At 74.0% G+C, this 25,056-nt stretch carries 25 protein-coding genes and 1 pseudogene; 16 read left to right on the top strand and 10 right to left on the bottom strand.

Going from position 1 to position 25,056, the window contains the following annotated elements; genetic code table 11:
• Positions 1-436: 436 nt before the first annotated feature.
• Positions 437-1,229: pseudogene (locus tag LWC35_RS20590) on the bottom strand (IS5 family transposase).
• Positions 1,230-1,589: 360 nt separating this feature from the next.
• Here LWC35_RS20590 and LWC35_RS20585 point away from each other — a divergent pair.
• Positions 1,590-2,321 carry a tyrosine-type recombinase/integrase gene (locus LWC35_RS20585; RefSeq protein ID WP_232871802.1) on the top strand — a complete coding sequence of 244 codons (732 nt, stop codon included), beginning with the start codon at positions 1,590-1,592 and terminating at the stop codon, positions 2,319-2,321.
• A gap of 19 nt (positions 2,322-2,340) precedes the next feature.
• Here LWC35_RS20585 and ychF read toward each other — a convergent pair whose 3' ends face one another.
• Positions 2,341-3,414 carry a redox-regulated ATPase YchF gene (gene ychF, locus LWC35_RS20580; protein WP_232871801.1) on the bottom strand — a complete coding sequence of 358 codons (1,074 nt, stop codon included), beginning with the start codon at positions 3,412-3,414 and terminating at the stop codon, positions 2,341-2,343.
• A 67-nt stretch (positions 3,415-3,481) separates the two neighbouring features.
• Positions 3,482-4,120 carry a sigma-70 family RNA polymerase sigma factor gene (locus LWC35_RS20575; RefSeq protein ID WP_232871800.1) on the bottom strand — a complete coding sequence of 213 codons (639 nt, stop codon included), beginning with the start codon at positions 4,118-4,120 and terminating at the stop codon, positions 3,482-3,484.
• 223 nt (positions 4,121-4,343) lie between these two features.
• Between LWC35_RS20575 and LWC35_RS20570 the strand changes: the two genes are divergently transcribed.
• The 5 genes from LWC35_RS20570 (at position 4,344) to LWC35_RS20550 (ending at position 9,104) form a co-directional block, all read left to right on the top strand.
• Positions 4,344-4,805: a hypothetical protein gene (locus LWC35_RS20570; protein ID WP_232871799.1), complete on the top strand. Its 462-nt coding sequence runs from the start codon at positions 4,344-4,346 to the stop codon at positions 4,803-4,805.
• A 75-nt stretch (positions 4,806-4,880) separates the two neighbouring features.
• The gene (locus LWC35_RS20565) at positions 4,881-6,374 is read left to right on the top strand and encodes an AlkA N-terminal domain-containing protein (protein WP_232871798.1); all 1,494 of its coding nucleotides are present in this window, start codon (positions 4,881-4,883) and stop codon (positions 6,372-6,374) included.
• On the top strand, positions 6,371-6,862 hold the full coding sequence (locus LWC35_RS20560) for a methylated-DNA--[protein]-cysteine S-methyltransferase (RefSeq protein WP_232871797.1): 492 nt from the start codon (positions 6,371-6,373) through the stop codon (positions 6,860-6,862). Before LWC35_RS20565 ends, LWC35_RS20560 begins: the two co-directional genes overlap by 4 nt.
• Positions 6,863-6,927: 65 nt before the next feature.
• Positions 6,928-8,508, top strand: a complete 1,581-nt coding sequence (locus LWC35_RS20555; RefSeq protein WP_232871796.1) for a DNA recombination protein RmuC — start codon at positions 6,928-6,930, stop codon at positions 8,506-8,508.
• Entirely contained in the window at positions 8,505-9,104 is a 600-nt protein-coding gene (locus LWC35_RS20550) for a DUF6542 domain-containing protein (protein WP_232871795.1), read from the top strand. The genes LWC35_RS20555 and LWC35_RS20550 overlap by 4 nt, the downstream gene beginning before the upstream one ends.
• Here LWC35_RS20550 and LWC35_RS20545 read toward each other — a convergent pair.
• Complete coding sequence (locus LWC35_RS20545) at positions 9,034-10,002, bottom strand: 4-hydroxy-3-methylbut-2-enyl diphosphate reductase (protein WP_232871794.1); 969 nt, start codon at positions 10,000-10,002, stop codon at positions 9,034-9,036. The genes LWC35_RS20550 and LWC35_RS20545 overlap by 71 nt on opposite strands.
• A gap of 103 nt (positions 10,003-10,105) precedes the next feature.
• On the opposite strand from LWC35_RS20545, the gene LWC35_RS20540 reads away from it, so the two are divergent.
• From LWC35_RS20540 to LWC35_RS20530, 3 genes are read left to right on the top strand one after another with little or no spacing between them, the layout of a single operon-like run.
• The gene (locus tag LWC35_RS20540) at positions 10,106-10,756 is read left to right on the top strand and encodes a lipid droplet-associated protein (protein ID WP_232871793.1); all 651 of its coding nucleotides are present in this window, start codon (positions 10,106-10,108) and stop codon (positions 10,754-10,756) included.
• Entirely contained in the window at positions 10,753-11,988 is a 1,236-nt protein-coding gene (gene xseA / locus LWC35_RS20535; RefSeq protein ID WP_232871792.1) for an exodeoxyribonuclease VII large subunit, read from the top strand. Before LWC35_RS20540 ends, xseA begins: the two co-directional genes overlap by 4 nt.
• Complete coding sequence (locus tag LWC35_RS20530; RefSeq protein ID WP_232871791.1) at positions 11,981-12,199, top strand: exodeoxyribonuclease VII small subunit; 219 nt, start codon at positions 11,981-11,983, stop codon at positions 12,197-12,199. Before xseA ends, LWC35_RS20530 begins: the two co-directional genes overlap by 8 nt.
• Positions 12,200-12,263: 64 nt before the next feature.
• Here LWC35_RS20530 and LWC35_RS20525 read toward each other — a convergent pair whose 3' ends face one another.
• The gene (locus LWC35_RS20525) at positions 12,264-12,893 is read right to left on the bottom strand and encodes a DUF4245 domain-containing protein (RefSeq protein WP_232871790.1); all 630 of its coding nucleotides are present in this window, start codon (positions 12,891-12,893) and stop codon (positions 12,264-12,266) included.
• A gap of 206 nt (positions 12,894-13,099) precedes the next feature.
• Here LWC35_RS20525 and glpX point away from each other — a divergent pair, with 206 nt between their 5' ends.
• On the top strand, positions 13,100-14,149 hold the full coding sequence (gene glpX / locus LWC35_RS20520) for a class II fructose-bisphosphatase (protein WP_232871789.1): 1,050 nt from the start codon (positions 13,100-13,102) through the stop codon (positions 14,147-14,149).
• Positions 14,150-14,448: 299 nt separating this feature from the next.
• Here the strand turns inward: glpX and LWC35_RS20515 are convergent, their stop codons facing one another.
• On the bottom strand, positions 14,449-15,216 hold the full coding sequence (locus tag LWC35_RS20515) for a helix-turn-helix transcriptional regulator (protein WP_232871788.1): 768 nt from the start codon (positions 15,214-15,216) through the stop codon (positions 14,449-14,451).
• A 205-nt stretch (positions 15,217-15,421) separates the two neighbouring features.
• On the opposite strand from LWC35_RS20515, the gene LWC35_RS20510 reads away from it, so the two are divergent.
• On the top strand, positions 15,422-16,840 hold the full coding sequence (locus tag LWC35_RS20510) for a class II fumarate hydratase (protein WP_232871787.1): 1,419 nt from the start codon (positions 15,422-15,424) through the stop codon (positions 16,838-16,840).
• A 7-nt stretch (positions 16,841-16,847) separates the two neighbouring features.
• Here the strand turns inward: LWC35_RS20510 and LWC35_RS20505 are convergent, their stop codons facing one another.
• Positions 16,848-17,600 carry a helix-turn-helix transcriptional regulator gene (locus LWC35_RS20505; RefSeq protein WP_232871786.1) on the bottom strand — a complete coding sequence of 251 codons (753 nt, stop codon included), beginning with the start codon at positions 17,598-17,600 and terminating at the stop codon, positions 16,848-16,850.
• 328 nt (positions 17,601-17,928) lie between these two features.
• Between LWC35_RS20505 and LWC35_RS20500 the strand changes: the two genes are divergently transcribed.
• Genes LWC35_RS20500 through LWC35_RS20480 form a run of 5 tightly spaced genes read left to right on the top strand, consistent with a single transcriptional unit; the run spans position 17,929 to position 22,674 of the window.
• Entirely contained in the window at positions 17,929-19,086 is a 1,158-nt protein-coding gene (locus LWC35_RS20500; RefSeq protein ID WP_232871785.1) for an ABC transporter substrate-binding protein, read from the top strand.
• A gap of 16 nt (positions 19,087-19,102) precedes the next feature.
• The gene (locus LWC35_RS20495; protein ID WP_232871784.1) at positions 19,103-20,011 is read left to right on the top strand and encodes an ABC transporter permease; all 909 of its coding nucleotides are present in this window, start codon (positions 19,103-19,105) and stop codon (positions 20,009-20,011) included.
• Complete coding sequence (locus LWC35_RS20490; RefSeq protein ID WP_232871783.1) at positions 20,008-20,784, top strand: ABC transporter permease; 777 nt, start codon at positions 20,008-20,010, stop codon at positions 20,782-20,784. The genes LWC35_RS20495 and LWC35_RS20490 overlap by 4 nt, the downstream gene beginning before the upstream one ends.
• Positions 20,781-21,776, top strand: coding sequence for an ABC transporter ATP-binding protein (locus LWC35_RS20485; protein WP_232871782.1), 996 nt, complete (start codon positions 20,781-20,783; stop codon positions 21,774-21,776). The genes LWC35_RS20490 and LWC35_RS20485 overlap by 4 nt, the downstream gene beginning before the upstream one ends.
• Positions 21,777-21,816: 40 nt before the next feature.
• Positions 21,817-22,674 carry an alpha/beta fold hydrolase gene (locus LWC35_RS20480; protein ID WP_232871781.1) on the top strand — a complete coding sequence of 286 codons (858 nt, stop codon included), beginning with the start codon at positions 21,817-21,819 and terminating at the stop codon, positions 22,672-22,674.
• A gap of 23 nt (positions 22,675-22,697) precedes the next feature.
• On the opposite strand, the gene LWC35_RS20475 is transcribed toward LWC35_RS20480, so the two are convergent.
• From LWC35_RS20475 to LWC35_RS20465, 3 genes are all read right to left on the bottom strand, one after another.
• Positions 22,698-23,699, bottom strand: a complete 1,002-nt coding sequence (locus LWC35_RS20475) for a helix-turn-helix transcriptional regulator (RefSeq protein ID WP_232871780.1) — start codon at positions 23,697-23,699, stop codon at positions 22,698-22,700.
• A 53-nt stretch (positions 23,700-23,752) separates the two neighbouring features.
• Positions 23,753-24,718 (bottom strand): NADPH:quinone oxidoreductase family protein, encoded by a 966-nt coding sequence (locus LWC35_RS20470; protein ID WP_232871779.1) that lies wholly within the window; start codon positions 24,716-24,718, stop codon positions 23,753-23,755.
• Between the two features lie 36 nt (positions 24,719-24,754).
• Positions 24,755-25,056 (bottom strand): DUF6285 domain-containing protein (locus LWC35_RS20465; protein WP_232871778.1); only part of this gene is annotated, 302 nt, incomplete at its 5' end.

Below are 25,056 nucleotides of genomic sequence, written 5' to 3'. Positions count from 1 at the left end.
CGCCCGTGTGTAGTGAGGTAGAGATTGCGGTCGATTACCGAGGGCCCTGAGTCCCGTCTCAGTCGCCTGACCCGCCTGCTGCCCGCGGCCTGAGCACAGCATGGCGCGCTCACCGACCATCAAAGGCCTCGACACTGCTGCCGACCGCACGCGGGACTCACCGACCTTCTCCTCCACGGCCCCAGACTGCCTTCCCCGCTTCAGATGCCACGGGGGCGGCCCGGGCGACCCGATCGTCGCTTATCCGTAGCGCATTCGGCGTCCTCCAATGCGGCGTTGCCGGACCAGCTTCGTCGAACGTCGTCGATGGGGCCTGGAGGGATATGCCAGTTGGACCTGCCTGAGACGTCAGACGTATGGGACGCCAGGAACCCGGCCACAACGGAGCCGGCCCTCGTTGTGCAGCTCGCGGACCTGCTCGAGGCATAGAGGTCATTCAGAATGACGTCGTCAGCTGGCGATGGCAGAGCAGGGCGCAGGCGAGCTGGAGTAGTCCGAGGTGGATGTCGGCACGGCGTTCGTAGCGGGTCCGTAGCCGCTTGAATGCGTGCAGCCAGGCGAAGCCGCGTTCAACGACCCGACGGATCTTGCCCAGCCCGGAGCCGCGCGCGACACCGCGGCGCGCGATCCGTGGAAGGATGCCACGCTCGCACAGCAGCCGCCGGTACTTGTCGAAGTCGTAGCCGCGGTCGGCGTAGAGTTCGCGGGGCTTGTGTCGCGGGTCCCGCGGATCGGTGGAACCGCGTCGAGCAGTGCCAGCAGCTGGGTGACGTCGTGGCGGTTCCCGCCAGTCAGGGTGACCGCGAGGGGGACCCCGTGGCCGTCGATCAGGTGGTGCTTGGAGCCGGGGTGGCGCGGTTGACCGGGGACGGCCCGACATGGCCCCCCTTTGAGCGCGTGCACGTGCGAGGCGTCGACCGCCATCCGGTCCACATCGAGCTGGCCGGCGGCGCGCAGCTCGGCGAGCAGCAGCTCATGAAGGGCCGGTCACACCCGGCCTCGGTCCAGTCCCGCACCCGCCGCCAACAAGTCACCCCCGGAGCAGCCGATCACCGCGGTCGGTGCTGGTCCCAGGTGATCCCGGTCCGCAGCACATGAACGATCCCGGCCAGCGCGACCCGGTCGTCCACCGGTAGCCGCCCGGGAAACCGGCGCCGCCGCGGCGCCCGCGCGGGCAGCAGCGGAGCGACCCGCTCCCACAACGAGTCCGGAACAAGATCCTCCACCACGGCCCGACAGCTTGGCCGAGGTCCGCGTTCGTCTACAGCAGACACGCCGAGGCTATTCTGAAACGAGCTCTTAGCTTGATCTTCAACCTTGGCGCGCTGTCGTGGTCGGGTCGCAGCTGGTCGTGCGGCGTGTCGACTGGGCATGGGTGCGGCCACCGCTTGATCCTCTTCGGGTTCCTCTCACAGAGCTCGAAGACGAAGGCGGTGGCCGCGGCGCCGAGTGTGACTCATCGACCGGGTTCGGCGACGTACCCCTGCGGTCGATCCGCCGCTCGCACGTCGAAGGGTGGGTGAAGGCGGAGACCAGCCGCGACCTCGCCCCCGGAAACCATCGCCACTCGCTACAACAACATCCGGGCCGTGTTCAAGGCCGCCGTACGCGACGGGATCATCCAATCCGACCCCACGGACGGTGTGGTTCTTCCCCGGAAGCGGCGGAACGAGGCAGCCCTGATGCTGCCCACCAGCGAGCAGGTGGGCACGTTGCTCGAAGTCGCCGAGGACCCGTTCCGCCCCATGCTGGCGCTCGCCGCGTTCGCCGGCCTCGGCGTCGGGGAGATCTGCGCCGTACAGCTCGGCGACGTGGAGTTACTCGGACGACGCCTCCAGGTCCGACGCCAGGTTCAGCGTGAGAACAGCGGCGGCGTCGAGATTCGGGCGCCGAAGTACAGCAGCGAACGGACGATCCATCTGCCGGACGGGCTCGTGCAGATCCTTGCTCGTCATGTCGAGGCCCGTGGACTGACGAGGCACGGCGAGTGGTTGTTCTACGGAAGAGACGGAAATCCTCCACACCAGACCACCGTGACCTACTACTGGCGGCGCGCCCGAGCGAAAGCGTCGGTGCAGGAACTCAAGATGCACGACATGCGGCACCACTTCGCTTCCGGATCGATCGCTGCCGGATGTGATGTTGTGATGGTGCAGCGCGCTCTCGGACACGCCACCGCCACGACGACCCTGAACATCTACGCCGATCTTTGGCCGACCGCCGAGGACCGCACGCGGGCCGCGGCTGATCGACTGTTGACGGGGGCTTTGGGCGATCCTCCGGACCCCCTGCGGACCGACGGCGGACAGGAGGTGCGATGACCAGCGCAGATAGCCCCTGCTACACGTTGAAGCGGAACTCCACCACGTCGCCGTCCTGCATCACGTAGTCCTTGCCCTCCATGCGGACCTTGCCCGCGGCCTTGGCGGCGTTCATCGAGCCGGCCTCGACGAGGTCGTCGTAGGAGACGATCTCTGCCTTGATGAACCCCTTCTCGAAGTCCGAGTGGATCACGCCGGCGGCCTGGGGCGCGGTGTCGCCCCGGTGGATCGTCCAGGCACGGGCCTCCTTGGGCCCGGCGGTGAGGTAGGTCTGCAGGCCGAGCGTGTGGAAGCCGGCGCGGGCCAGCGAGTACAGGCCCGGCTCGGGCTGGCCGATCGACTCCAGCAGCTCCCGGGCCGACTCCTCGTCGAGCTCGAGCAGCTCGGACTCGACCTTGGCGTCGAGGAACACCGCGTCGGCGGGCGCGACGAGGTCCGCCAGCTCCTTCTTGCGGGCCTCGTCGGTGAGCACGCCCTCGTCGGCGTTGAACACGTAGAGGAACGGCTTGGTGGTCAGGAGGGTCAGCTCGCGCAGCGGGGCGGGGTCGACGCCGGCCTGGAACAGCGTGCGACCCGCGTTGAGGATCTCCACCGCGGCCTCGGCCGCGGCGAGCACCTCCCGGCGGTCCTTCTGCATCCGGGCTTCCTTGGTCAGCCGCGGGACCGCCTTCTCCAGCGTCTGCAGGTCGGCGAGGATCAGCTCGGTCGCGATCGTCTCGATGTCCGAGGCCGGGTCGACCTTGCCCTCGACGTGGACCACGTCGTCGTCGGAGAACACCCGCACGACCTGGCAGATCGCGTCGGACTCGCGGATGTTCGCCAGGAACTTGTTGCCCAGTCCGGCGCCCTCGGAGGCGCCCTTCACGATCCCGGCGATGTCGACGAAGGAGACCGTGGCCGGGACGACCTTGGCCGAGGAGAACATCTCGGCGAGCCGGTCCAGCCGGGAGTCCGGCAGCGGCACCACCCCGACGTTCGGCTCGATCGTGGCGAACGGGTAGTTCGCGGCGAGCACGTCGTTGCGCGTCAGGGCGTTGAACAGGGTCGACTTGCCGACGTTGGGCAGCCCGACGATGCCGAGGGTGAGGGACACGAGCGTCCAGGGTAGTCGTCCCGCCCCGCCGGCTCCGGACCCCTCGTTCCGGAGCCGGCGGGGCGCGTCACACGGCGACGAGCTCCCCGCTCCGCCGCCGGTCCGTGGCCGCTCCCTGCCGCTCGGCGAGGTAGCGACGCAACGTGGTCAGGGCCCGGTGCTGGGTGACGCGGACGGAGCCGGGCGTGGAGCCCAGCACCGCCGCGGTCTCTGCCGCGGAGAGGCCCTCGATCAGCCGCAGCCGCACCACGTCGCGGTGCCGCTCCGGCAGGCGCCCGAGCAGCCGTTGCACCATCCGGGCCTGCTCGGCGCGCACGCTGAGCTCGTCGGGGGCCTCGGCGGTGGAGACGCCGTCGGGCACCTGGTCGGTGAGGTCGATGCGGGAGATGCCGCGCCGCCGCACGGTGTCGACGATCTTGTTCCGCGCGATCGTGAACGCCAGGGCCAGGAAGGGCCCCGAGTCCAGGTCCGCCTTCGGCAGGGCCTTGAACAGGGCGATCATCGTGTCCTGCGCCATGTCCTCGGCCGAGGTCGCGTCGCCGGCGCCCTGGGCGAGCCGCACGCGGCAGTAGCGCAGCACGGGCGGGTGCACCGCCGCCATCAGGTCCTCGCAGGCCCGGCGGTCGCCGGTCGCGGCCGCGCGGGCGAGCCGGTCGATCCGGGCGGAGGGCTCCTCGGTCGCAGGTGCCTGGTCGGCGGGGCGCATGACGTCCTTCCCGACGACCGGGGCGTCCGGCCGTCACGACGGAAAGACTTCTCCGACCCGTCCCCCGGATACATCCGGCGAGCCTGCCGAGCGGGAGCGGTGCTGCCTGCGCGGCCGTGGTGGTACTGGCATCACCACCCGTTCGGGTTTCGCTGCTCCGTCCGGGCTAACGCCCGGGGATCGCCGGCGATAGCCCGGGTACCGGACGACGAGAGGGGCGGGCGTGACGGCGGGTGCGGTGGGACGGACGGCGATCGCGGGGACGGTGCTGGCGGCACTGTCCGGCAGCACGATGACGGCGGTGTCGCTGTCCTCGGCGGACACCTCCGTGCCGTTGCCGACCTTCGCCGCGGCACCGGCCACGGCCCCCGACCTCCCCACCCGGCCCGCCGCGGCCCCCGAACCCGCGGGGGCCGGCGTCGTCGACGGCGGCACGCTCGCCGCGATCGCGCTCACTCCCGCGATCGCGGCGGCGCAGCCCGTCCGGGCGCCGGCTCCCGCCGTCACCCCGGCCGTGCCCGTGGCCCACCGGCAGAGCGCCGTGGTCGAGCGCCGCCCGGGCCAGGCCCGGCAGGAGCGGGTCCGGCGCGCGGTCGCCGAGCGCCTCTCCCCCGACACCCGCGCGAACATCCGCCGGGCCTGCGGGATGGGCGTGCTCGACGGGAACCTCTGCCGCCTGGGCTGACCGGCGGCCGGTCCGTGGACGCCGGTGTCCGATTCCCGCCAGAACCCGGTGGCGCGGGGTGGCACAGTCGTTCCCGTGCTGGACATCGAACGCTGCTACCGGGCCGTCGCCGCGCGCGACTCGCGGTTCGACGGCGTCTTCATCACGGCGGTGCGCACCACGGGCATCTACTGCCGGCCCTCGTGCCCCGCGACCACGCCGAAGCGCCGCAACGTCGAGTTCTACCCGACCGCGGCCGCCGCGCAGCAGCACGGCTACCGGGCCTGCCGGCGCTGCCTGCCCGACGCCGTCCCGGGCTCGCCGGACTGGAACAGCCGCTCCGACCTCGCCGCCCGGGCCATGCGGCTCATCGCCGACGGCGTCGTCGAACGCGCCGGGGTCGCCGGCCTGGCCACGGCGCTGGGCTACTCCGAGCGCCACCTGACCCGGATCGTCACGGCCGAGCTGGGCGCGGGCCCGCTGGCGCTGGCCCGGGCGCACCGCGCGCACACCGCGCGCCTGCTCATCGAGACGACGCCGATGTCGATGGCGGACATCGCGTTCGCCGCCGGTTTCGCGAGCGTCCGCCAGTTCAACGACACCGTGCGCGAGGTCTACGCGGTCACGCCGAGCGTGCTGCGCCGCGAGTCCGCGGGGCGCGGGCCGGCACCGGTCGCCGGGACGTTGAGCCTGCGCTTGCCGCACCGCGAGCCGTTCGACGCCGAGGGGCTCCTCGCCCACTTCGCCGGCCGCGCGCTGGCCGGGGCGGAGTCCGTCGAGGACGGCGTCTACCGGCGGACGCTGCGGTTGCCGCACGGCCCCGCCGTGGTCGCGCTGCGGCTGGGCGACCACACCCCGGGACACGTGCGGGCGGAGCTGCGGCTCACCGAACCCCGCGACCTGGGCCCGGCGGTGGCGCGGCTGCGCCGGCTGCTGGACCTCGACGCGGACCCCGTCGCCGTCGACGAGCTCCTGGCCCGGGACCCGGCCCTCGCGCCCTCCGTGGCGGAGACGCCCGGCATCCGGCTGCCCGGGGCGGCCGACGGGCTCGAGATCGCCGTCAGGGCCCTGCTCGGTCAACAGGTCTCCGTGCCCGCGGCCCGCACGACCGGGGCGCGGCTCGTCGCCACCCTGGGCGACCCGCTGCCCCCGGAGCTGGCCGGCGAGGGCCCGGACCGGCTCTTCCCGGCGGCCGACCGGCTCGCGGAGCAGGTCGCGGAGACGGTCGGCGGGCCCGCCCGCCGGGCCGCCGCCCTCGCCGGGCTCGCGGCCGCCGTCGCCGACGGCACGCTCGTGCTCGACACCGGGCGCGACCCCGCCTCCCTGCGGGCGGACCTGGTCGCGCTGCCCGGCGTGGGCCCCTGGACCGCCGGCTACGTCGCGATGCGCCTGCTCGGCGACCCCGACGAACCCCTGGTGTCCGACCTCGCCGTCCGCCGCGGCGCCGCGGCGCTGGGCCTGCCGTCCGACGTGGACGGCCTGACCCGGCACGCCGCCCAGTGGCGGCCCTGGAGGTCCTACGCCGCCACCCACCTCTGGCGCGCCGCCACCCGGCGGGCCGCCGACCCGACCGTCTGGAGGACGGCATGAGCACCTGCACGACCCTCGACACCCCCGACGGCCCCTTCACCGTGGTCGTCGACGACGACGGGGCGGTCCTCGCCTCGGGCTGGACGGCCGCGCTCGGCGACCTGGTCCCGCTGGTGCACACCGGGATCAGGCCCTCCCGCGTGGAGCCCGGCGACGGCGGCGCGGCCGCCGAGGCCGTGCGCGCCTACTACGCCGGCCAGCTGTCCGCCGTGGACGGTGTACCGGTGCGGCAGCGCTCCGGCGCGTTCCTGGAGCATGCCTGGGAGGTGCTGCGGACCGTCCCGGCCGGCGGCCCGGTGACCTACACCGAGTTCGCCGCGAAGGCGGGCCGGCCGGCCGCGGTGCGCGCCGCCGCGTCGGCCTGCGCCCGCAACGCCGCCGCCCTCTTCGTGCCCTGCCACCGGGTGCTGCGGACGGACGGCACGCTCGGCGGGTTCCGCTGGGGACTGCCCGTGAAGCGGTCCCTGCTCGACCGCGAGACCGGCTGAGCCGGCAGGGGGCGGGCGCGTGCCGGTCCCCGGAATTGTCGGGGGTCGGGTGCACCCTGCTGATCGTGGATCTCTCGAACGCGTTGCCGCTCCTGCTCGCCGGGCTCCTCCTGGGCCTGGCGATCGGGGGCGGCCTGGCGTGGCTGCTGGCCGGGGCCCGGTACCGGGTCGCCGCGGCGGAGGCCGCCCGGGCCACCGCCACCGCTTCGGCGGGCGCCCGCGCGGAGGCCGCAGCGTTCAAGGCGGAGCGGACCGGGCTGCTGGAGCGCATCGAGGAGCTGCACGAGGAGGTGGGCACCGCCACCGAGCGGCTGCGCCGCGCGGAGGCGGACGTGTCGGCCACCCGGGCCGCGCTGAACAGCGAGCGCGAGGCGGCGCTGGAGCGCGAGCGCCTGCTCACCGCGCGGGACGCGGAGCTGCGCGAGACGTTCCAGGCGCTCTCGGCCGAGGCGTTGTCGCGCAACAACGAGCAGTTCGTCAGCCTCGCGGAGGGCCGCATCCGGGAGGCCGCGGCGGCGCTGCACGCCAAGGCGGAGCACGACGAGGCGGCGCGTGCCACCGCGATCGGGAAGCTGCTCGACCCGATGGCCGCAGCCCTGCAGCGCGTCGAGGGCCAGCTGCGGACCGTCGAGCGCGAGCGCGAGGCGGCCTACGCGGGGCTCGTCGAGCAGGTCAAGGCCATGGCGCAGAACTCGGAGAAGCTGCGCGGCGAGACGAAGCAGCTGGTCACCGCGCTGCGCGCGCCGCAGGTCCGCGGGCGCTGGGGCGAGCTGCAGCTGGAGCGGATCGTGCAGCTCGCCGGCATGGTCGAGCACTGCGACTTCTCCACCCAGGTGACCGGCGAGGGCACGGCCGAGGGCCAGGGCGGGGTGCGGCCGGACATGGTCGTGCACCTCGCCGGGGGCAAGCAGATCGTGGTCGACGCCAAGGTGCCGTTCGCGGCGTACCTGGAGGCGGTCGAGACCCAGGACCCGGCGGTGCACCGCGAGAAGCTGCAGTCCCACGCCCGGCAGCTGCGGGCGCACGTGGACCAGCTCTCGGCCAAGGCCTACTGGGCGTCCTTCGAGCCCACCCCGGAGTTCGTGGTGCTGTTCGTGCCGGGCGACCCGTTCCTGGAGGCGGCGCTCCGGTCGGACCCGGCGCTGCTGGAGCACGCCTTCGCGCGCAACGTCGTGATCGCGACGCCCACGACCTTGATCGCGCTGCTGCGCACCGTCGCGTACGGCTGGCGGCAGGAGGCCCTGGCCCGCAACGCCGCACAGGTGCACCAGCTCGGCCGGGAGCTGCACGGCCGGCTCGCCACCATGGGCACGCACGTCGCCAAGCTCGGCCGCAGCCTCGACGGCGCGGTGGAGAGCTACAACCGCACCGTCTCCTCGCTGGAGGCGCGCGTACTGGTCACCGCTCGCCGGCTCACCGAGCTGAAGGTGTCCGAGGGCGACCTGGAGGCGCCGAGCCCGGTCGAGCGGGTGCCGCGGGCGGTGTCGGCTCCGGAGCTCGTCGCCTCCGCGGGCGAGTCGCTGGTCGCGCTGCACGAGCTGGCGCCCGAACCGGGAGCGCGGGACGGGGCCCGGGAGGGTGACGGCGGCGGGTGGCAGGCGCGCGACGCGGGCCCGGAGGAGCCACGGGCTACCGTGAACGGGTGACATCGCGCGACCCTGCCTCCCGGTCCTCCGGCGGCTGGCCGGTCACCGAACGGTCGGCGCTGGCCACGGTGCTGGGCATCCCGCCGCTGGCGGCCGTCGCGCTCGCCGTGGTGCTGACCGCGCTCGGCGTGTTCATCGACGTGCTGCGGATCGGCACCCTCGGCGTGGTGTTCGGGATCGCCTACGTGGTGGGCTGCATCCTCGCCGTGGGCTGGGTGCGCCGCCGCAACCTGTTCGGGCCGATGGTGCAGCCGCCGCTGCTGGTCGCCGTGCTGGTGCCGGTGATCGTGCTGCTGGTCGGGCAGACCGGTCCCGGGCTCACCGAGACCGTGCTCATGATCGGGGCCCCGCTGGTCAACGGGTTCCCGATCATGGCAGTGGCCACCGGACTCACCCTGCTGATCGGGCTGCTGCGGCTGATCGTGCAGCGCACCGGCCCGGACGACGCCCTGAGCAGGCTCGGCCGCCTCGGGGTGCGCGGCCGGGACCGCGACCTCCCCGAGGACGAGCCCGACGAGCCCCCGGTCAGCGCCCGGCGCGGGTCGGCCGGAGCTCGCGGGGCAGGGCGAACGTCAAGGTCTCCTCGGCGGTCGTGACCTCCTCGACCGACTCCCAGCCGCGCTCGGCCAGGTAGTCGAGGACCCCGCGGACCAGCACCTCGGGCACCGAGGCACCGCTCGTCACGCCCACGGTCCGCACGCCCTCGAGCCACGCCTCGTCGATCTCGCGGGCGTAGTCGATCAGGTGCGCGGCGCCGGCCCCGGCGCCGAGCGCGACCTCGACCAGCCGCACCGAGTTCGACGAGTTCGGCGAGCCGACGACCAGCACGAGGTCGCACTGCGGGGCCATCGCCTTGACCGCGACCTGGCGGTTCTGGGTGGCGTAGCAGATGTCGTCGCTCGGCGGGTTCTGCAGCGTCGGGTACCGCTCGCGCAGCGCCCGGACGGTGTCCATGGTCTCGTCGACCGACAGCGTGGTCTGGGAGAGCCAGACGACCTTCTCCGGGTCCCGCACGGTGACGTTCTCGGCGTCGGCGGCGCTCTCCACCAGCTGGATGTGGGTGGGGGCCTCACCGGAGGTGCCCTCGACCTCCTCGTGGCCCGCGTGCCCGACGAGCAGGATGTCGTAGTCCTCGCGCGCGTACCGCTTGGCCTCCTGGTGCACCTTCGTGACCAGCGGACAGGTGGCGTCGATCGTCTGCAGCGAGCGCGCCTTCGCCTCGTCGCGCACGTCGGGCGAGACGCCGTGGGCGGAGAAGACGACGATCGCGCCCTCCGGGACCTCGCTCGTCTCGTCGACGAACACGGCGCCGCGCTCGCTCAGCGTCTCCACCACGTGCTTGTTGTGGACGATCTGCTTGCGCACGTAGACGGGCGCGCCGTGCTGCTCGAGCGCCTGCTCGACCGCCTCCACCGCGCGGTCCACCCCCGCGCAGTACCCGCGGGGCTTCGCGACGAGGACGCGCTTGCCGTCCGATCCGGCGGTACCACTCATGCCGACCAGGGTACGGGCGCCCGATCGCGGCCGCCGTGGGATGTGGGTGAGGCGACCCCGCCCCGTGCTGCGGGGCCCGCCGATCACGGGGGACAATGCGGTCATGAGCCCGCTACCGATGCCGGTGCGGATCGCCGCCGGCCTGGCCGCCACCGCCGTCGAGCAGGTCCGCGAGCTGCCGCGCCTGGTCGTCGAGTTCCCCGTGACCGCGGTCAGCCAGGCCCTCCAGGCGTCCATGCGCGTGCAACAGAAGGTCACCGAGCTGGCGATCAAGGGCGACAAGGCCCTGGGCGCGTTCGGCCAGGCCCCCGAGACCCCCGCCTGGGCGACCTTCGACGACGAGGGGGACGAGCCCACCACCAACGGCTACGCCGCCGCGTCGCCGATCACCCCCGGCACCGACCTCGTGCCCGCGCCGGGCGCCGAGGTCGAGCCGGCGACCGGGTACGCGGGAGGCACGGCGAGCGGGGCCGAGGACCGGGTCGAGGGCGACCACCTCGCCGAGCCCGGCGACCCGGCTGCGGGCGCCGCGATCGAGCGGATCGCCGAGCAGACGCTCGGCGACGAGGCCGACACCCCGCCCGCGGTGCTGCCCGAGTACCCCGGGATGAACCTGCACCAGTTGCGCGGCAAGCTGCGCAAGCTCGACCTGCCCGGCCTGCAGGCGCTGTTGATCTGGGAGACCTCGCACGAGAACCGGCCGCCCTTCGTCACGATGCTGTCGAACCGGATCACCACGGTCCGGGAGGGATGAGCGCCGGCCCGTCGACCGAGGAGTCGCCCTGGCCGGTCCGGACGGTCGCGCGGAAGATCTCCGAGTGGATCGACCGGCTGGGCGCGGTCTGGGTCGAGGGCCAACTGGCACAGGTCACCGCCCGCGCCGGCACGGGAACCGCGTTCCTGACCCTGCGTGATCCCGTGGCGAACGTGTCGCTGCAGCTCACGACCCCGATGGCGCTGGTCGCCGAGCAGCGCGAGGTGGTCGCCGAGGGCAACCGGGTAATCGTGCACGGCAAGCCCTCCTTCTTCCCGGGCCGCGGCACGTTGAGCCTGCGGGTGGACCGGATCCGCGCAGTCGGGCTCGGCGAGCTGCTGGCCCGCATCGAGCGGCTGCGCCGGCTGCTGGCCGCGGAGGGGCTGTTCGACCCCGCCCGCAAGCGCCGGCTGCCCTTCCTCCCGCAGCGGATCGGGCTGATCACCGGCCGGGCGTCGGCGGCGGAGCACGACGTCGTGAGCAACGCCCAGGCCCGCTGGCCCGCGGTGGAGTTCCGGATCGAGAACACCGCCACCCAGGGCGGGCTGGCGGTCGCGCAGATCGTGGAGGCGCTGGAGATCCTCGACCGGGACCCGGCGGTCGACGTGATCGTGCTCGCCCGCGGCGGCGGCAGCGTCGAGGACCTGCTGCCCTTCTCCGACGAGACCCTGTGCCGCGCGGTGGCCGCGTGCCGCACGCCGGTGGTGTCGGCGATCGGGCACGAGCCGGACACCCCGCTCGTCGACCACGTTGCCGACCTGCGGTGTTCCACGCCCACCGAGGCGGGCCGCCGGCTGGTGCCCGACCTCGCCGAGGAGATCGCGCGGATCACCGGGCTGCGCGACCGCGGCCGGCGCGCGCTGCACGGCTGGGTCGACCGCGAGCAGCGGACGCTCGACGCGTTGCGGGCCCGGCCCGTCCTCGCCGACCCGTTGCGCGACATGGCTCGCCGGCACGAGGAGCTGGAGCGTCTGCGGACGGCCACCCGTGCGGCCGTCCTGCGGCGGGTGGAGCGGGACGGCACGGAGATCGCGCACCTGCGGGCCCGCCTCACCGCCCTGGGCCCGGCCGCGACGCTGGCCCGCGGCTACGCGATCGTCCAGCGGTGGACCGGCGACGAGATCCTGCCGGTGCTGCGCTCGACCACCGAGGTCGCGCCGGGTGACCGGCTGCGCATCAGGGTCGGCGACGGGACCGTCGGGGCGGCCGTGGAGGATGGCCGCGATGAGTGAGCGTCCCCCGGTGGGCGGGCTCGGCTACGAGCAGGCCCGCGACGAGCTGGTCGAGGTCGTGCGCGCCCTGGAGACGGGCGGGCTGGGCCTCGACGAGACGGTCGCGCTGTGGGAGCGCGGCGAGGCGCTGGCCAAGCGGTGCGAGGAGTGCCTGGCCGGGGCGCGGGAGCGGGTCGAGAAGGCCCTCGCCGACGCCGAGGCCGAGGACTGATCCCGCGGCGCGGCGGCCGGTGACGGCGTCGTCGAGCCCGAGGCCGCGCCCCGGACGAGGGAGCTCAGTTCTGCTCGGCGCCCGCGGGGAGGATCTGTCCGGCGACGGTCGCCCGGGCCAGCGCGACGAAGTCCGCGTCGGTGCCGCTGCCGGTGATCAGCCAGCGGACGTGCGGGTCGTCCGGTGCCGTCGCGACGCGGAAGGGCTCGCCGCCCGCCTTCTGGTAGGTCACCCAGGGCAACCCGGCGGCGTCGGTCACCCCGGTCCCGGCGAGCGGACCGCCGGCCTCGGTGGCGACGAGGGCCTCCTCGGCGCCGTCGCTCTGCACGAACCGCAGGTACTTGCCCTCCGGCGTCAGGTACCCGACGCGGACGGCCGTCCCGCCGCCCTCGACGGGGCTGCGGTCGGTGGAGTTGCTCCGCCAACCCTGCGGGACCGCGGGGACGCGTAGCGGGAACTCGGAGGCCCGCGCGAAGTCGGCGAGCTGGGCCGGCGCGTCGACCGTCGGCGCGGTGCTCGAGTCGATGGTCGGGCCGCCCGGGGCGAAGGAGCAGGACCGCACGCCGCCACCGACCGCGACGATCACCAGCAGCACCGCGAGGCACATCAGCATGTCCCGGGCGCGCAGCGAACCCCGCGAGGGCTTACCCGGCGGCGGGGGGCCCTGTGGGGTGGGGGTCGGGTCGGCGCTCACCCCTCCATGGTCCCCCACCGCGTGCGCCGGCACGCAGGGAGTGTGCATGGCGTCCGTCGCTCTGCACCCCGTACCGCGTCCGGTTCTGCGAGGATCGGGCACGGATCCCCCGCCGCCGCCGAGCCCGCCGCGCGTGACGGGGCCGGGGGTCGGCCGCGTCGCCGACCCCCGCGATGCGACCGGTACACCCGAGCCAAGGAGGCCCGATGACTGGACCCAAGCCCGAGCGACGCCGCGAGGCCCCGGACCGCAACCTGGCGATGGAGCTGGTGCGGGTCACCGAGGCCGCCGCGATGGCGGCGGGGCGCTGGGTCGGCCGCGGCGACAAGAACGGCGGCGACGGGGCGGCCGTCGACGCCATGCGCCAGCTGATCGGGACCGTGTCGATGCGCGGGGTCGTCGTGATCGGCGAGGGCGAGAAGGACGAGGCGCCCATGCTCTACAACGGCGAGCAGGTCGGCAACGGTGAGGGTCCCTGGTGCGACGTCGCCGTCGACCCGATCGACGGCACCACGCTGATGGCCAAGGGCATGCCCAACGCTTTGGCGGTGCTCGCGGTCGCCGAGCGGGACGCGATGTTCGACCCGTCGGCCGTGTTCTACATGGAGAAGCTCGCCGTCGGGCCCGACGCGGCGGGCCACATCGACATCACGAAGCCGGTGGGCGACAACATCCGTGCCGTCGCGCGGGCCAAGGAGATCGACGTCCGGGACGTCACCGTCACCATCCTCGACCGCCCGCGCCACGAGCAGCTGGTCTCCGACGTGCGCGACACCGGCGCCCGGATCCGGTTCATCTCCGACGGCGACGTGGCCGGCGCGATCGCCGCCGCGCGCCCGAGCACCGGCGTGGACATGCTCGTCGGCATCGGCGGCACGCCGGAGGGCATCATCGCCGCCGCCGCGCTCAAGTGCATGGGTGGCGAGATCCAGGGCCGGTTGTGGCCCAAGGACGACGAGGAGCGCGCCAAGGCGATCTCCGCCGGGCACGACCTGGACCGCGTGCTCACCACGAACGAGCTCGTGACCGGCGAGAACGTGTTCTTCTGCGCCACCGGCGTCACCGACGGGGACCTGCTGCGCGGCGTGCACTACCGCGCCGGCGGCTGCACCACCCAGTCCATCGTCATGCGGTCCAAGTCCGGCACGGTGCGGCTGATCGACGGCTACCACCGGCTGACCAAGCTGCGCGAGTACGCGTCGATCGACTTCGACAGCCCGACCCACGAGGACGTCGAGGCGCCGCCACTGCCCTGACCGTCGCGCCCGGACGGCACCCGCGCCCTCCGGCGGGGTGCCGGCCGGGTTCGCGGGAGGCTCACCGGGGACGATCCCGGGGCGGGCGACGGGATGCCCGGCGCGGGGCCGTGCCCTGCCCCGCGCCGGTCCGGACACCCGACGGGTGCCACCCCTGCGCCACCGCCCCTCCGGTGGCTCCAGCCCATCGTGCTCCTCCACCCCGGACGGCGGCATCGACAACTTTGCGTATCCACCCGTTCGGCCGAACGAGGGACGCTGATCGCCTTTCAGGTCACGTCCGGCCAGGGCCGGGCGGCTCAGGCCGCCACCAACCCCAGGCGTTGTGCGGCCAGCACCGCCGTGAGCCGGTCCGCCACCCCGAGCTTGGAGTAGCAGCGCTCGAGGTGCTTGTGCACGGTGCGCTCCGCGATGTCGAGCCGCCGGGCGATCGCCCCCGCGGTCAGCCCCTCCGCGAGCAGCCCCAGTACCGCGCGCTCACGCGGGGTGAGGCGGATGGAGCGGGCGACGTCGCGTCCCGAGGGCGAGGCGTTGCGCAGCGCGGCGGCGTAGGCGCGGGCCTGGCGGTCGAGGCCGCTCAGCACGCACCAGACCCGGTCGGCGAGCCGGAGATCGTCCGCCGAGAAGACCTCGGGCCGACCGACCACCAGCATGCGCGCCCCCTGCGTCCCGGCGGGGATGCACAGCTGCTCGGGCACTCCACAGGCTTTCGACAGTGCGGCTCCCTCCCCGTACACGTGCCCGTCGGCGAAGCGCGCGGGGATGTCGGCGATCTGGATCGGGCGGACGTCCGCGGTCGCCCGGAAGTACCGTGCGATCGGGTTGTCCCCGCCGTGCAGTCGGCCCCAGTCCTTCATGTCCTCGCGATAGCCCTCGAGGGCGGCGTCGAGCGGATAGATCTCCCCGTCCGACGAGCCGTCCCGCCCGAGCTCGGCCGCCGCCACGGCAGCGGCCCCGAACGTCTCCCGCAGCATCACCGTCACGCGATCCAGTGGCAGCTCCGTCAGCGGCTCCCGCAGCAGCTCGGCGGTGAACTCCAACCAATCCCCGTCGTCGCGGTCCCTCATGGCGTCTCGACCCCCTCCGTCGACACCGCCTGCGTAGTGGCTCCGATACGGAGAGCTGATCGTTACCGCTGTACATACCCGCTCCGGCGAATCCGCCCGCCCGGGCCAAGCCCGTCCGCCGAGCGCGCGGGACGGATCCCACGGACGATGTAATCCCGGTCATCGGACCGAGCGGTAAGGGCACCCTCAGGCGGAGGATGAGGTCATGAGCGACGACGCGGCCGGCGGCACCGGCGACTTCCGCATCGAGCACGACACCATGGGCGAGGTCCGGGTCCCGGCGACCGCCCTGTACCGTGCGCAGACCCAGCGCGCCGTCGAGAACTTCCCGATCTCCGGACGGGGCCTGGAGCGCGCGCAGATCCGCGCGCTCGGCCTGGTCAAGGGCGCGGCGGCGCGGGTGAACGGGCGGATCGGCGTGCTCGACGAGAAGCTGGCCGGCGCGATCGCCGACGCCGCCGACGAGGTCGCGGCGGGCGAGCACGACGCGCACTTCCCGGTGGACGTCTTCCAGACCGGCTCGGGCACCTCGTCGAACATGAACGCCAACGAGGTCATCGCGACGCTGGCCACCCGGGCGTCGGGCCAGGACGTGCACCCGAACGACCACGTCAACGCCTCGCAGTCGTCGAACGACGTCTTCCCGACCACGATCCACCTGGCCGCCAGCGAGGCGCTGGCCATCGACGTGGTGCCGGCGTTGGAGCACCTCGCCGCGACGCTGCGCACCCGCGCGGAGGAGTGGGCCGACGTCGTCAAGGCCGGCCGCACGCACCTCATGGACGCCGTGCCGATCACGCTGGGCCAGGAGGCCGGCGGCTGGGCCACCCAGGCCGAGTACGGCGCCGCCCGCGTGCGCGACGTGCTGCCCCGGCTCGGCCAGCTGCCGATCGGCGGCACCGCGGTGGGCACCGGGCTGAACGCGCCGGAGGGCTTCGGCGCCGGCGTCGTCGAGGAGCTCAGGGCCGCGACCGGGCTCGACGCGCTCTCCGAGGCCCCCGACCACATCGAGGCCCAGGGCTCGCGGGACTCGCTGGTGGAGGCGTCGGGGGCGCTGCGCACCGTCGCCGTGTCGCTCTACAAGATCGCCAACGACCTGCGGTGGCTCTCCTCGGGTCCGCGCACCGGGCTCGCCGAGGTGCACCTGCCCGACCTGCAGCCCGGCTCGTCGATCATGCCCGGCAAGGTCAACCCCGTCCTCTGCGAGGCCACGATGATGGTGGCGGCGCAGGTCATCGGCAACGACGCGACCGTCGCCTTCTCCGGCAGCCAGGGCAACCTCGAGCTCAACGTGATGATGCCGGTCATGGCACGCAACGTCCTCGAGTCCGCGCGGCTGCTGTCCAACGTGGCGCGGCTGCTCGCCGACAAGGTGGTCGCCGGCGCCGAGGCCGACCTCGACCGCACCCGCGAGTACGCCGAGTCCTCCCCGTCGATCGTCACGCCCCTGAACAAGTACATCGGCTACGAGGAGGCGGCGTCGATCGCCAAGCAGGCCCTCAAGGAGCGCCGCACCATCCGCGAGGTCGTGCTGGAGCGCGGGCACGTCGAGGACGGGAAGCTCACCGAGGAGCAGCTCGACAGCGCCCTCGACGTGCTGCGGATGGCCCGGGGCGGTCGATAGCCGGCCCCTACACCAGGTGCAGCGCCTGGGCGCGCAGCACCGCGGAGAGCCGGTCGGTCACGCCGAGCTTGAGGTAGCAGCGCTCCAGGTGCTTCTGCACCGTGCGCGGGGAGATGGCGAGCCGCCGCGCGATCGTGCCCGCGGTGAGACCCTGCGCGAGCAGCCCGAGCACGGCCCGTTCGCGCGGGGTCAGCGGGATCTCCGACGGTCCCACGCCCTTGCCGGCGGCCACCGTCGCCAACGCCGTGACCTGCCGCTCGAGCCCGGTGAGCAGCCGCCACAGCCGTTCGGCGAAGGCCTCCTCGGGCGGTGACCAGGGTTCGGGCCGACCGAGCACGAACGACCGCGCGAGGCGGGACGTCGCCCGCAGCGGCAGCGAGAGCTGGTTCGGCGCGGAGCACGACTCGGCCAGGTCGCGGCCGCCCTGGCTGTTCCACCGGTCGGCGAACTCGGCCGGGACGGCGAGGGTCTGCCGCGGCACCCAGAGCCCGGAGGCCAGGTGGAAGCGCAGCAGCGGGTGCTCGACGGGGGCCCGGTAGGCGCTCCACTCGGCCAGCTCGCCGAAGTGCTCACCGAGGCCGCCGTCGAGCCAGACGTGGCGCACCGGCTCGTCGGGCACGACCTCGCTGTAGGTCACCCCGGACGTCCCGAAGGTGCGGGCGAGCGCCTCGGCCAGCCGGTTCACCGGCATCTCGACCAGCGGCTCGGCCATCAACGCGGCGACGAGCTCCATCCACTCCCGCTCGGCCCGCGTCCCCATCGCCCCTCCTGCTCCGCCCCGGGGGAAGAGCGCGCGGCCGCATCCCGTGATGCGCCGCCGCAGGCTGTTCGGCCCACGGCGCCGCGGGGTTAACCGGTCACGGCGCGTCGCGGCCCGGCGATCCCCCGATCTCCCGTCACACCTCGGTAACGGCCCTCCCCGCGGGACGCCCGGGGGTATAGGTACTTCCTGTGCCGCGGTCCGGCCCTCCCCCGGCCGGACGACCGCGCGCCACCCGATCGACGGCCGCCGGTCATCCCGCGGCCGCCCGGACGGGTGAGGCTTCGCCGGGCGGCGCGCGTCGCCGGGAGTGTGCGTGAGGAGAACGATGGACGTGCGGAAGAGGTGGGGTCGCGCCGGCGCCCTGGCGGCGGGCGTGGCGGCGGTGGCCCTGGCGGCCACGGCGTGTGTGAGCTCGGGCGGCGGCAGTGGCTCGGGCGGCGGCTCGTCCGAGTCCGGCGGCTGGGCCACGGCCACCTCGGCCCAGGCAGGCGGCGGCATGGACGCGCTCGTGCAGGCCGCCAAGCAGGAGGGCCAGCTCAACGTCATCGCGCTCCCGCCGGACTGGGCGAACTACGGCGCGATCATCAAGGCCTTCGGCGACAAGTACGGGATCACCGTGAACTCGGCGAACCCGGAGGGCTCGAGCCAGGACGAGATCAACGCCGTCACCCAGCTCGGCACCCAGGACCGGGCGCCCGACGTGCTGGACCTCGGCCAGGCCTTCGCCACCGGCAACACCCAGCTGTTCGCCCCGTACCAGGTCGCGACCTGGAACGACATCCCGGCGGCGAACAAGGACTCGGGCGGCGCCTGGGTGAACGACTACGGTGGCTACATCTCGATCGGCTGCAACGCGAAGCTGGTCGCGAACTGCCCCACCGCCATCGCGGATCTCGCGAAGCCCGAGTACAAGGGCCAGGTCGCGATCAACGGCGACCCGACGCAGGCGGCGGCCGGGTTCGCGTCCGTCTGGGCCGGCGCGCTGGCCAACGGCGGCTCGCTCGACGACATCACCCCGGGCGTGAACTACTTCGGGCAGCTCGCGAAGAGCGGCAACCTGCTCAAGGTCGACCCGAACGCGGCGACGATCGAGAGCGGGCAGACCCCGATCGTCCTGGACTGGGACTACACCAACGTCGCGCAGGCCGAGAAGGTCGAGGCGAGCTTCGAGTGGAAGGTGAACGTGCCCGCCGACGGGCTGTTCGCCGAGTACTACTCGCAGGCGGTCAACAAGAACGCGCCGCACCCGGCCGCGGCCCGGCTCTGGCAGGAGTTCCTGTACTCCGACGAGGGCCAGAACCTGTGGCTGGCGGGCAAGGCCCGCCCGGTCCGGTTGCCGCAGATGCAGCAGGCCGGCACCGCCACGCCGGAGCTGGTCGCCGCGCTGCCGCCGGTCCAGGGCACCGCGCAGTACCCGACGCAGGCGCAGACCGACAAGGCCAAGCAGGTGGTCGCCCAGCAGTGGGCGTCGGCCACGGCCTGAACGCGGCCGTCGCATCGTGACCTCCCTTCTCGACACGCCCACCGCCGCCCCGGACGCGCCCGCCGCGCGCCCGGAGCGGCGGTGGCGCGCCGCGCTGGGCCTGCTGCCCTTCGCGCTCTACTTCCTGGTCTTCCTGGGCGGGCCGCTGTACTTCGTGATCAGCGGCGCCTTCACCGACGCCGACGGCCGCCCGACCCTGGGCAACCTCGTCGCCTCGCTGACCTCGCCGCAGTACCTGCTGGCCTTCCGGCAGAGCCTGCTGCTGTCCGCGGTCACGGCGGTGATCGGGGCCGTGTTCGGCACCTTCCTGGCCCAGGCGGTGCTCACGGCCCGGCCACGGTCGCCGTTGCGCCGCATCGTCTCCACGGCCTCGGGGGTGCTCGCCTACTTCGGCGGCGTGCCCCTGGCGTTCGCGTTCATCGCCGCGCTGGGGCAGACCGGGCTGGCCACCGCGTGGCTGCGGTCGGCGGGGCTCGACCTGTACGCGTCCGGCTTCCGGATCGACTCGCTGACCGGCCTGGCGCTGACCTACGTCTACTTCCAGATCCCGCTCATGGTCATCCTGATCACGCCGGCGCTGGAGGGCCTGCTGCCGCAGTGGCGGGAGGCGGCGGAGAACCTGGGCGCCACGGCGTGGTCGTACTGGCGGTTGGTGGCGCTGCCGGTGCTGGCGCCCGCCTTCGCCGGCGCCACGCTCGTGCTGTTCGGCAACGCGTTCGCCGCCTACGCCACCGCCCTCGCCCTGACCAGCGGCTCGATCCCGCTGGTGCCGACGGCGATCGCGTCGGCGTTGTCGGGCAACGTGCTCGTCGGGCAGGCCAACGTCGGCCTGGCGCTCGGCCTCGACATGGTGGTGGTGATCGGGATCGTGATGGTCGCCTACCTGTGGCTGCAGCGGCGCGCCGCCCGCTGGAGCCGGCGATGAGGCGCCGCTGGCGGGTCGTCGTGCTCGCCCTGGCCGCGCTCTACTTCCTGGTCCCGCTGATCGCGTCGGCCGAGTTCAGCCTGCGGTCCCCCGGCGGTGGCCACGGCGTCGCCAACTACACCCGGATCGCCGAGGACCCGGTCCTGCTCTCGGCGCTGCTCACCTCGCTGCGGATCGCCGTGCTGACCGCGGTGGTCGTGCTGCTCCTGGTGGTCCCGACAGCGGTGTGGGTGCGGCTGCGGTTCCCGTCGCTGGCCGCCGTGCTGGAGAGCGCGACGATCCTGCCGATCGTCATCCCCCCGGTGGTGATGGCGGCCGGTATCGCGTTCGTGCAGGCCAACCTGGGCGGGCCGGTGTTCCGGGCCCTGTTCGACTCGTCGACCAGCGCGCTCACGCCCTTCTACGTGATCCTCGCGCTGCCCTTCGCCTACCGCGCCGTGGACAACGGGCTGGCCGCGATCCCGCTGCGGACCCTCGTCGAGGCCGCCCGCAACCTCGGTGCCGGCATGACGACGGCGCTGGTCCGGGTCGTCCTGCCCGCGATCCGCAGCGCGGTGCTCGGCGCCGCCTTCCTCACCCTCGCCCTGGTGCTGGGCGAGATCGTGATCGCGCGGATCCTGCTCTACACCGACACCTTCCCGATCGCGGTCGTGGAGGTCGGCCGCAGCGCGGCGGGCGTGTCGGTGGCCCTGTCCCTGGCCAGCCTGCTGCTCACCTGGGTGCTGCTGCTGGCCGTGTCGTTCGTCGGGACCCGCCGGAGGAGAACACCGTGACCGCAGTGCAGAAGTCCCCCGCGGACACGGCGACGGACGCCGCGGTCGAGTTCCGCGGGGTCAGCCGGGTGTTCGGCGGGACCCGCGCGCTCGACGGGCTGGACCTGGCGTTGCGCCGCGGCGAGCTGCTCGCCCTGCTCGGGCCCTCCGGCTGCGGCAAGACGACGGCGCTGCGGCTGCTCGCCGGGTTCGACCGGCCGACGAGCGGGGAGATCCGGATCGACGGCGCCGACGTCACCGACGTGCCGGCCAGCAGGCGCGACACGGGGATGGTGTTCCAGGCCTACAGCCTGTTCCCGACCATGACGGCGGCGGAGAACGTCGCGTTCGGGCTGCGGATGCGCAAGGTCGGCGGGGCCGAGCGCGGCCGGCGGGCGGCCGAGCTGCTGGAGCTCGTCGGCCTGGGCGACCGCGGCGGTTCCTACCCGCACGAGCTCTCCGGCGGTCAGCAGCAGCGGGTGGCGCTGGCGCGGGCGCTGGCGGTGCGGCCCAGCGTGCTGCTGCTCGACGAGCCGCTGTCCGCGCTCGACGCCCGGGTGCGGGTGCAGCTGCGCGACGAGATCCGCCGGCTGCAGCTCGCCGAGGGGATCACCACGCTGTTCGTCACGCACGACCAGTCCGAGGCGCTCGCCGTCGCCGACCGGGTCGCGGTGCTCAACGCCGGGCGGATGGAGCAGGTCGACGTGCCCCAGGAGGTCTACGCGCGGCCCGCGACCCCGTTCGTCGCGGAGTTCGTGGGTGTGATGAACACGGTCCCGGTCTCGCGGAACCGGATCACCCCGGGCGCGGCGGAGACCGCGCAGGTCCGCCCGGAGGCACTGCTCGTCGGGGCCCCCGACGGCCTCACCGGCACCGTGCTGACCAGCACCTTCCTGGGCCCGGTGACGCGACTGGTGATCCGCACGGAGGTCGGCGAGCTGACCGCCGATGCCGTCACCCGCCCCGGCCTGCCCGGCATCGGCGACCACACCACGGTCCAGGTCAGCGGCTGAGGGCGTGCGCCGACGGGCGCGCTGCCTCATGATCGGGAGCATGTTCCCGGGCTTCGACGACGAGCGGGTCGACGTGGGCGAGGTGGTGCTGCGGGTGCGGCACGGCGGCAGCGGGCCCGCGGTGCTGCTCCTGCACGGCCACCCGCGCACGGCGGCGACCTGGCACCGGGTCGCCCCGGTCCTGCGGGACGCCGGGTTCACGGTGGTCTGCCCGGACCTGCGGGGCTACGGGGCCTCCACGGCTCCCCCGACGGCCCCCGACCACGCGCAGGCGTCGAAGCGGGCGATGGCCGCCGACCTCGCCGCGCTCATGCGCCGGCTCGGCCACGAGCGCTTCACGGTGGCCGGGCACGACCGCGGCAGCTACGCCGCGCTGCGGCTGGCGCTCGACCACCCCGACGCCGTGGAGCGGCTCGCGGTGCTCGACAGCGTCCCGATCAGCGAGGCCCTCGCCCGGTGCACCGACCGCTTCGCCGCGGCGTGGTGGCACTGGTTCTTCTTCGCGCAGCCCGAGAAGCCCGAGCGGGCGATCACCGCCGATCCGGACGCCTGGTACGGCGGCGACCCGGCAATGATGGGCGAGGAGGCGTACGCCGAGTACCGGGCCGCGATCCACGACCCCGCCACCGTGCACGCGATGCTCGAGGACTACCGCGCCGGGCTCGGCGTCGACCGGGCCCACGAGGAGGCCGACCGGGCCGCGGGCCGCCGCCTGCGCTGCCCGGTCCTGGTCCTCTGGTCGACCCGGGACGACATGGAGTACCTCTACGGCGACCCCCTCACGATCTGGCGTGACTGGGCCGACGACGTGCGCGGGCACGGGATCGAGTCCGGTCACCACATGGCCGAGGAGGCCCCGGACGACCTCGCCCGCGCCCTGCTCGCGTTCTGCGGCTGACGCCGCACGCGCGCGGTCAACCCTCACCACGCACGGGCGCCGGAGGCGCGGAGGAAGCGCTCCCCCCAGTCCCGCACCCGCGCGGTCAGTTCCGGGGGCGACCGGATCTCGAACTCCGCACCGCAGCCGCCGAGGGCGAGCAGCGGCCAGTCGAGGTCGTCGGTGGCCATCCGGAGCAGGCAGCGGTCCGGGCCGAGCGGCTCGATCGTGGCCCAGCGCCCGAGGTGGGCCAGGCGCTCCGCGGGCGCCTCGACCACCGCCTCCACGGTCCAGGTGCCGGGGCGGTTGCGGATCCCGGACTGGACGAAGTCGGCGGCGTCGGCGGTGGGCAGCTCCCGGGGCCGGAAGCGGGCCCCGGTGCGGCGCGGGTCGGCGAGCCGGTCCAGCCGGAAGCTGCGCCAGTCGTGCCGGTCCAGGTCGTAGGCGACCAGGTACCAGCGCCGGCCGAGCGGGACCAGCCGGTGCGGCTCGACGTGCCGGACGCGGAGCGGGTGGTCCGGGCCGTCCGCACCGTTCGTCGGCTCGGGCCGGCGCGCGGTGTAGGTGAACTCGATCCGCTCCGAGTCCCGGCAGGCCTGCGCCACGACGATCAACGCCTCCGGATCGAGCGCGTCGGCGCGGGAGGCGCCCCAGGTGCTCGGCACGGTGACCCCGCGCAGCGCGTCCACCCGGCGGCGCAGCCGGGGCGGCATGACCTGCACGACCTTCGTCAGCGCGCGCAGGGCCGGTTCCTCGATCCCGGCCACGGCGCCCTGCGTGGCCGCCTGCATGCCGACGGCCAGCGCGACCGCCTCCTCGTCGTCGACGACGAGCGGCGGCAGCGCGGCCCCGGCGGCGAGCTGGTACCCGCCGTCGACGCCCCGGGTGGCCATCACGGGATAGCCGAGCTCGCGGAGCCGGTCGACGTCCCGGCGCAGGGTCCGCACGGACACCTCCAGCCGGGACGCCAGCTCCGGCCCCGGCCAGTACCGGTGGGTCTGCAGGAGCGAGAGCAGCCGCAGCGTCCGCGAGCTCGGTGACGTCACCGGGTCAGTATCCGGACGATTGCGGCCGGATACCGACCGCAATCCGGCCCGGACTACGGCTCGACGACCGCCTTGCCCAGCACGCCCCGCTCGCCCAGCAGCGCGACGGCCTCGCCCGCCCTCTCCAGCGGGTAGGTCCCGGCGATCGGCGGGTCGACGATCCCCGACTCCAGGTACGGGATCAGCTTGTCCCACTCCGCACGGGTGTAGCCCTCGCGCGCCGTGGCGTAGGCGCCCCAGCCGACGCCGCGGACGTCGATGTTGTTGAGCAGCAGCCGGTTCACCTTGACCGTGGGGATCTCGCCCGCGGTGAACCCGATGACCAGCAGCCGGCCCAGCGGCGCGAGCGAGCGCAGCGAGTCGGTGAACCGGTCCCCGCCGACGGGGTCGACGACCATGTCGACGCCGGTGCCGCCCGTCAGCTCCTTGACGGCGTCCTTGAACCCGTCCGTCAGCACCGCCTCGTCCGAGCCGACGGACTTCACGAAGTCCGCCTTCTCCTGCGTGGACACGACCGAGATCACCCGGGCGCCGAGGGCCTTCGCCAGCTGGATCGTCGCGGTGCCGATGCCGCCGGCGGCGCCGTGCACCAGCACGGTCTCGCCCTTCTGCAGCTGACCGCGCGTGATCAGCGCGAAGGTCATGGTCAGGTAGTTCATCGGCAGGCAGGCGCCCGCCGCGAAGCCCACGTTGTCCGGCAGCGGGAAGACGCTGAGCACCGGGGCCGTGGCCAGCTCGGCGAACGCGCCGATCGAGGTGCTCGCGGCGACCCGGTCGCCCGGCGAGAACTCCGAGCCCTCCGGCGCCTCGCGGACCACGCCCGCCAGCTCGCCGCCGAGCGTGAAGGGCAGCTCCGGCTTGTACTGGTACTTGTCCTGCGTGAGCAGCAGGTCCGGGAAGTTGACCCCGGCCGCCTCGACCTCGATCAGCACCTCGCCCGGCCCGGCCACCGGGTCCGGCACCTCGCCGATCTCCAGCGCCTGCGGCCCGTCCGTGCGGGTCACCCGTGCTGCGCGCATGCATGTCTCCTGTCGTCGCGTTCGTCGTCGAACATGTCAGGTCCGCGGTGGGGGCGCCAGGTACCGCGGATTGGCCACGGCGACCTGCGCGGTGACCGACGCCCGGACGGCGGCGACGACGTCGGGGCCGTCGGCGGGCAGCGCGCCGCCGCGGATCCGGGCGGCCAGCTCGGCGTCGTCGGCACAGCCCAGGGCGTGCAGTCGGGCGCGGTGCTCCGCCCGCTGCGCCGGGCCGAGCCGCAGCTCGCGGCGGGCGATCGTGAGCGCGTTCGCCGCCACCTTGGCGAGGTAGGCGGTGCGCGGGTCGGGCGGGGTCAGCTCCTCGCGCAGGAACCCGC

This window comes from Pseudonocardia kujensis (genome assembly GCF_021283305.1).
Taxonomy (GTDB): Bacteria; Actinomycetota; Actinomycetes; order Mycobacteriales; family Pseudonocardiaceae; genus Pseudonocardia; species Pseudonocardia kujensis.
This window is presented reverse-complemented; position numbering and strand designations above follow the sequence as displayed.

Excerpts from the sequence above, each read along its gene's own strand:
- LWC35_RS20575 (WP_232871800.1), bottom strand. The coding sequence starts at position 4,120 with ATGCGCCCCGCCGACCAGGCACCTGCGACCGAGGAGCCCTCCGCCCGG.
- LWC35_RS20560 (WP_232871797.1), top strand. The coding sequence starts at position 6,371 with ATGAGCACCTGCACGACCCTCGACACCCCCGACGGCCCCTTCACCGTG.
- LWC35_RS20545 (WP_232871794.1), bottom strand. The coding sequence starts at position 10,002 with ATGAGTGGTACCGCCGGATCGGACGGCAAGCGCGTCCTCGTCGCGAAG.
- LWC35_RS20540 (WP_232871793.1), top strand. The coding sequence starts at position 10,106 with ATGAGCCCGCTACCGATGCCGGTGCGGATCGCCGCCGGCCTGGCCGCC.
- xseA (WP_232871792.1), top strand. The coding sequence starts at position 10,753 with ATGAGCGCCGGCCCGTCGACCGAGGAGTCGCCCTGGCCGGTCCGGACG.
- LWC35_RS20530 (WP_232871791.1), top strand. The coding sequence starts at position 11,981 with ATGAGTGAGCGTCCCCCGGTGGGCGGGCTCGGCTACGAGCAGGCCCGC.
- glpX (WP_232871789.1), top strand. The coding sequence starts at position 13,100 with ATGACTGGACCCAAGCCCGAGCGACGCCGCGAGGCCCCGGACCGCAAC.
- LWC35_RS20515 (WP_232871788.1), bottom strand. The coding sequence starts at position 15,216 with ATGAGGGACCGCGACGACGGGGATTGGTTGGAGTTCACCGCCGAGCTG.
- LWC35_RS20510 (WP_232871787.1), top strand. The coding sequence starts at position 15,422 with ATGAGCGACGACGCGGCCGGCGGCACCGGCGACTTCCGCATCGAGCAC.
- LWC35_RS20505 (WP_232871786.1), bottom strand. The coding sequence starts at position 17,600 with ATGGGGACGCGGGCCGAGCGGGAGTGGATGGAGCTCGTCGCCGCGTTG.
- LWC35_RS20500 (WP_232871785.1), top strand. The coding sequence starts at position 17,929 with ATGGACGTGCGGAAGAGGTGGGGTCGCGCCGGCGCCCTGGCGGCGGGC.
- LWC35_RS20490 (WP_232871783.1), top strand. The coding sequence starts at position 20,008 with ATGAGGCGCCGCTGGCGGGTCGTCGTGCTCGCCCTGGCCGCGCTCTAC.
- LWC35_RS20480 (WP_232871781.1), top strand. The coding sequence starts at position 21,817 with ATGTTCCCGGGCTTCGACGACGAGCGGGTCGACGTGGGCGAGGTGGTG.
- LWC35_RS20470 (WP_232871779.1), bottom strand. The coding sequence starts at position 24,718 with ATGCGCGCAGCACGGGTGACCCGCACGGACGGGCCGCAGGCGCTGGAG.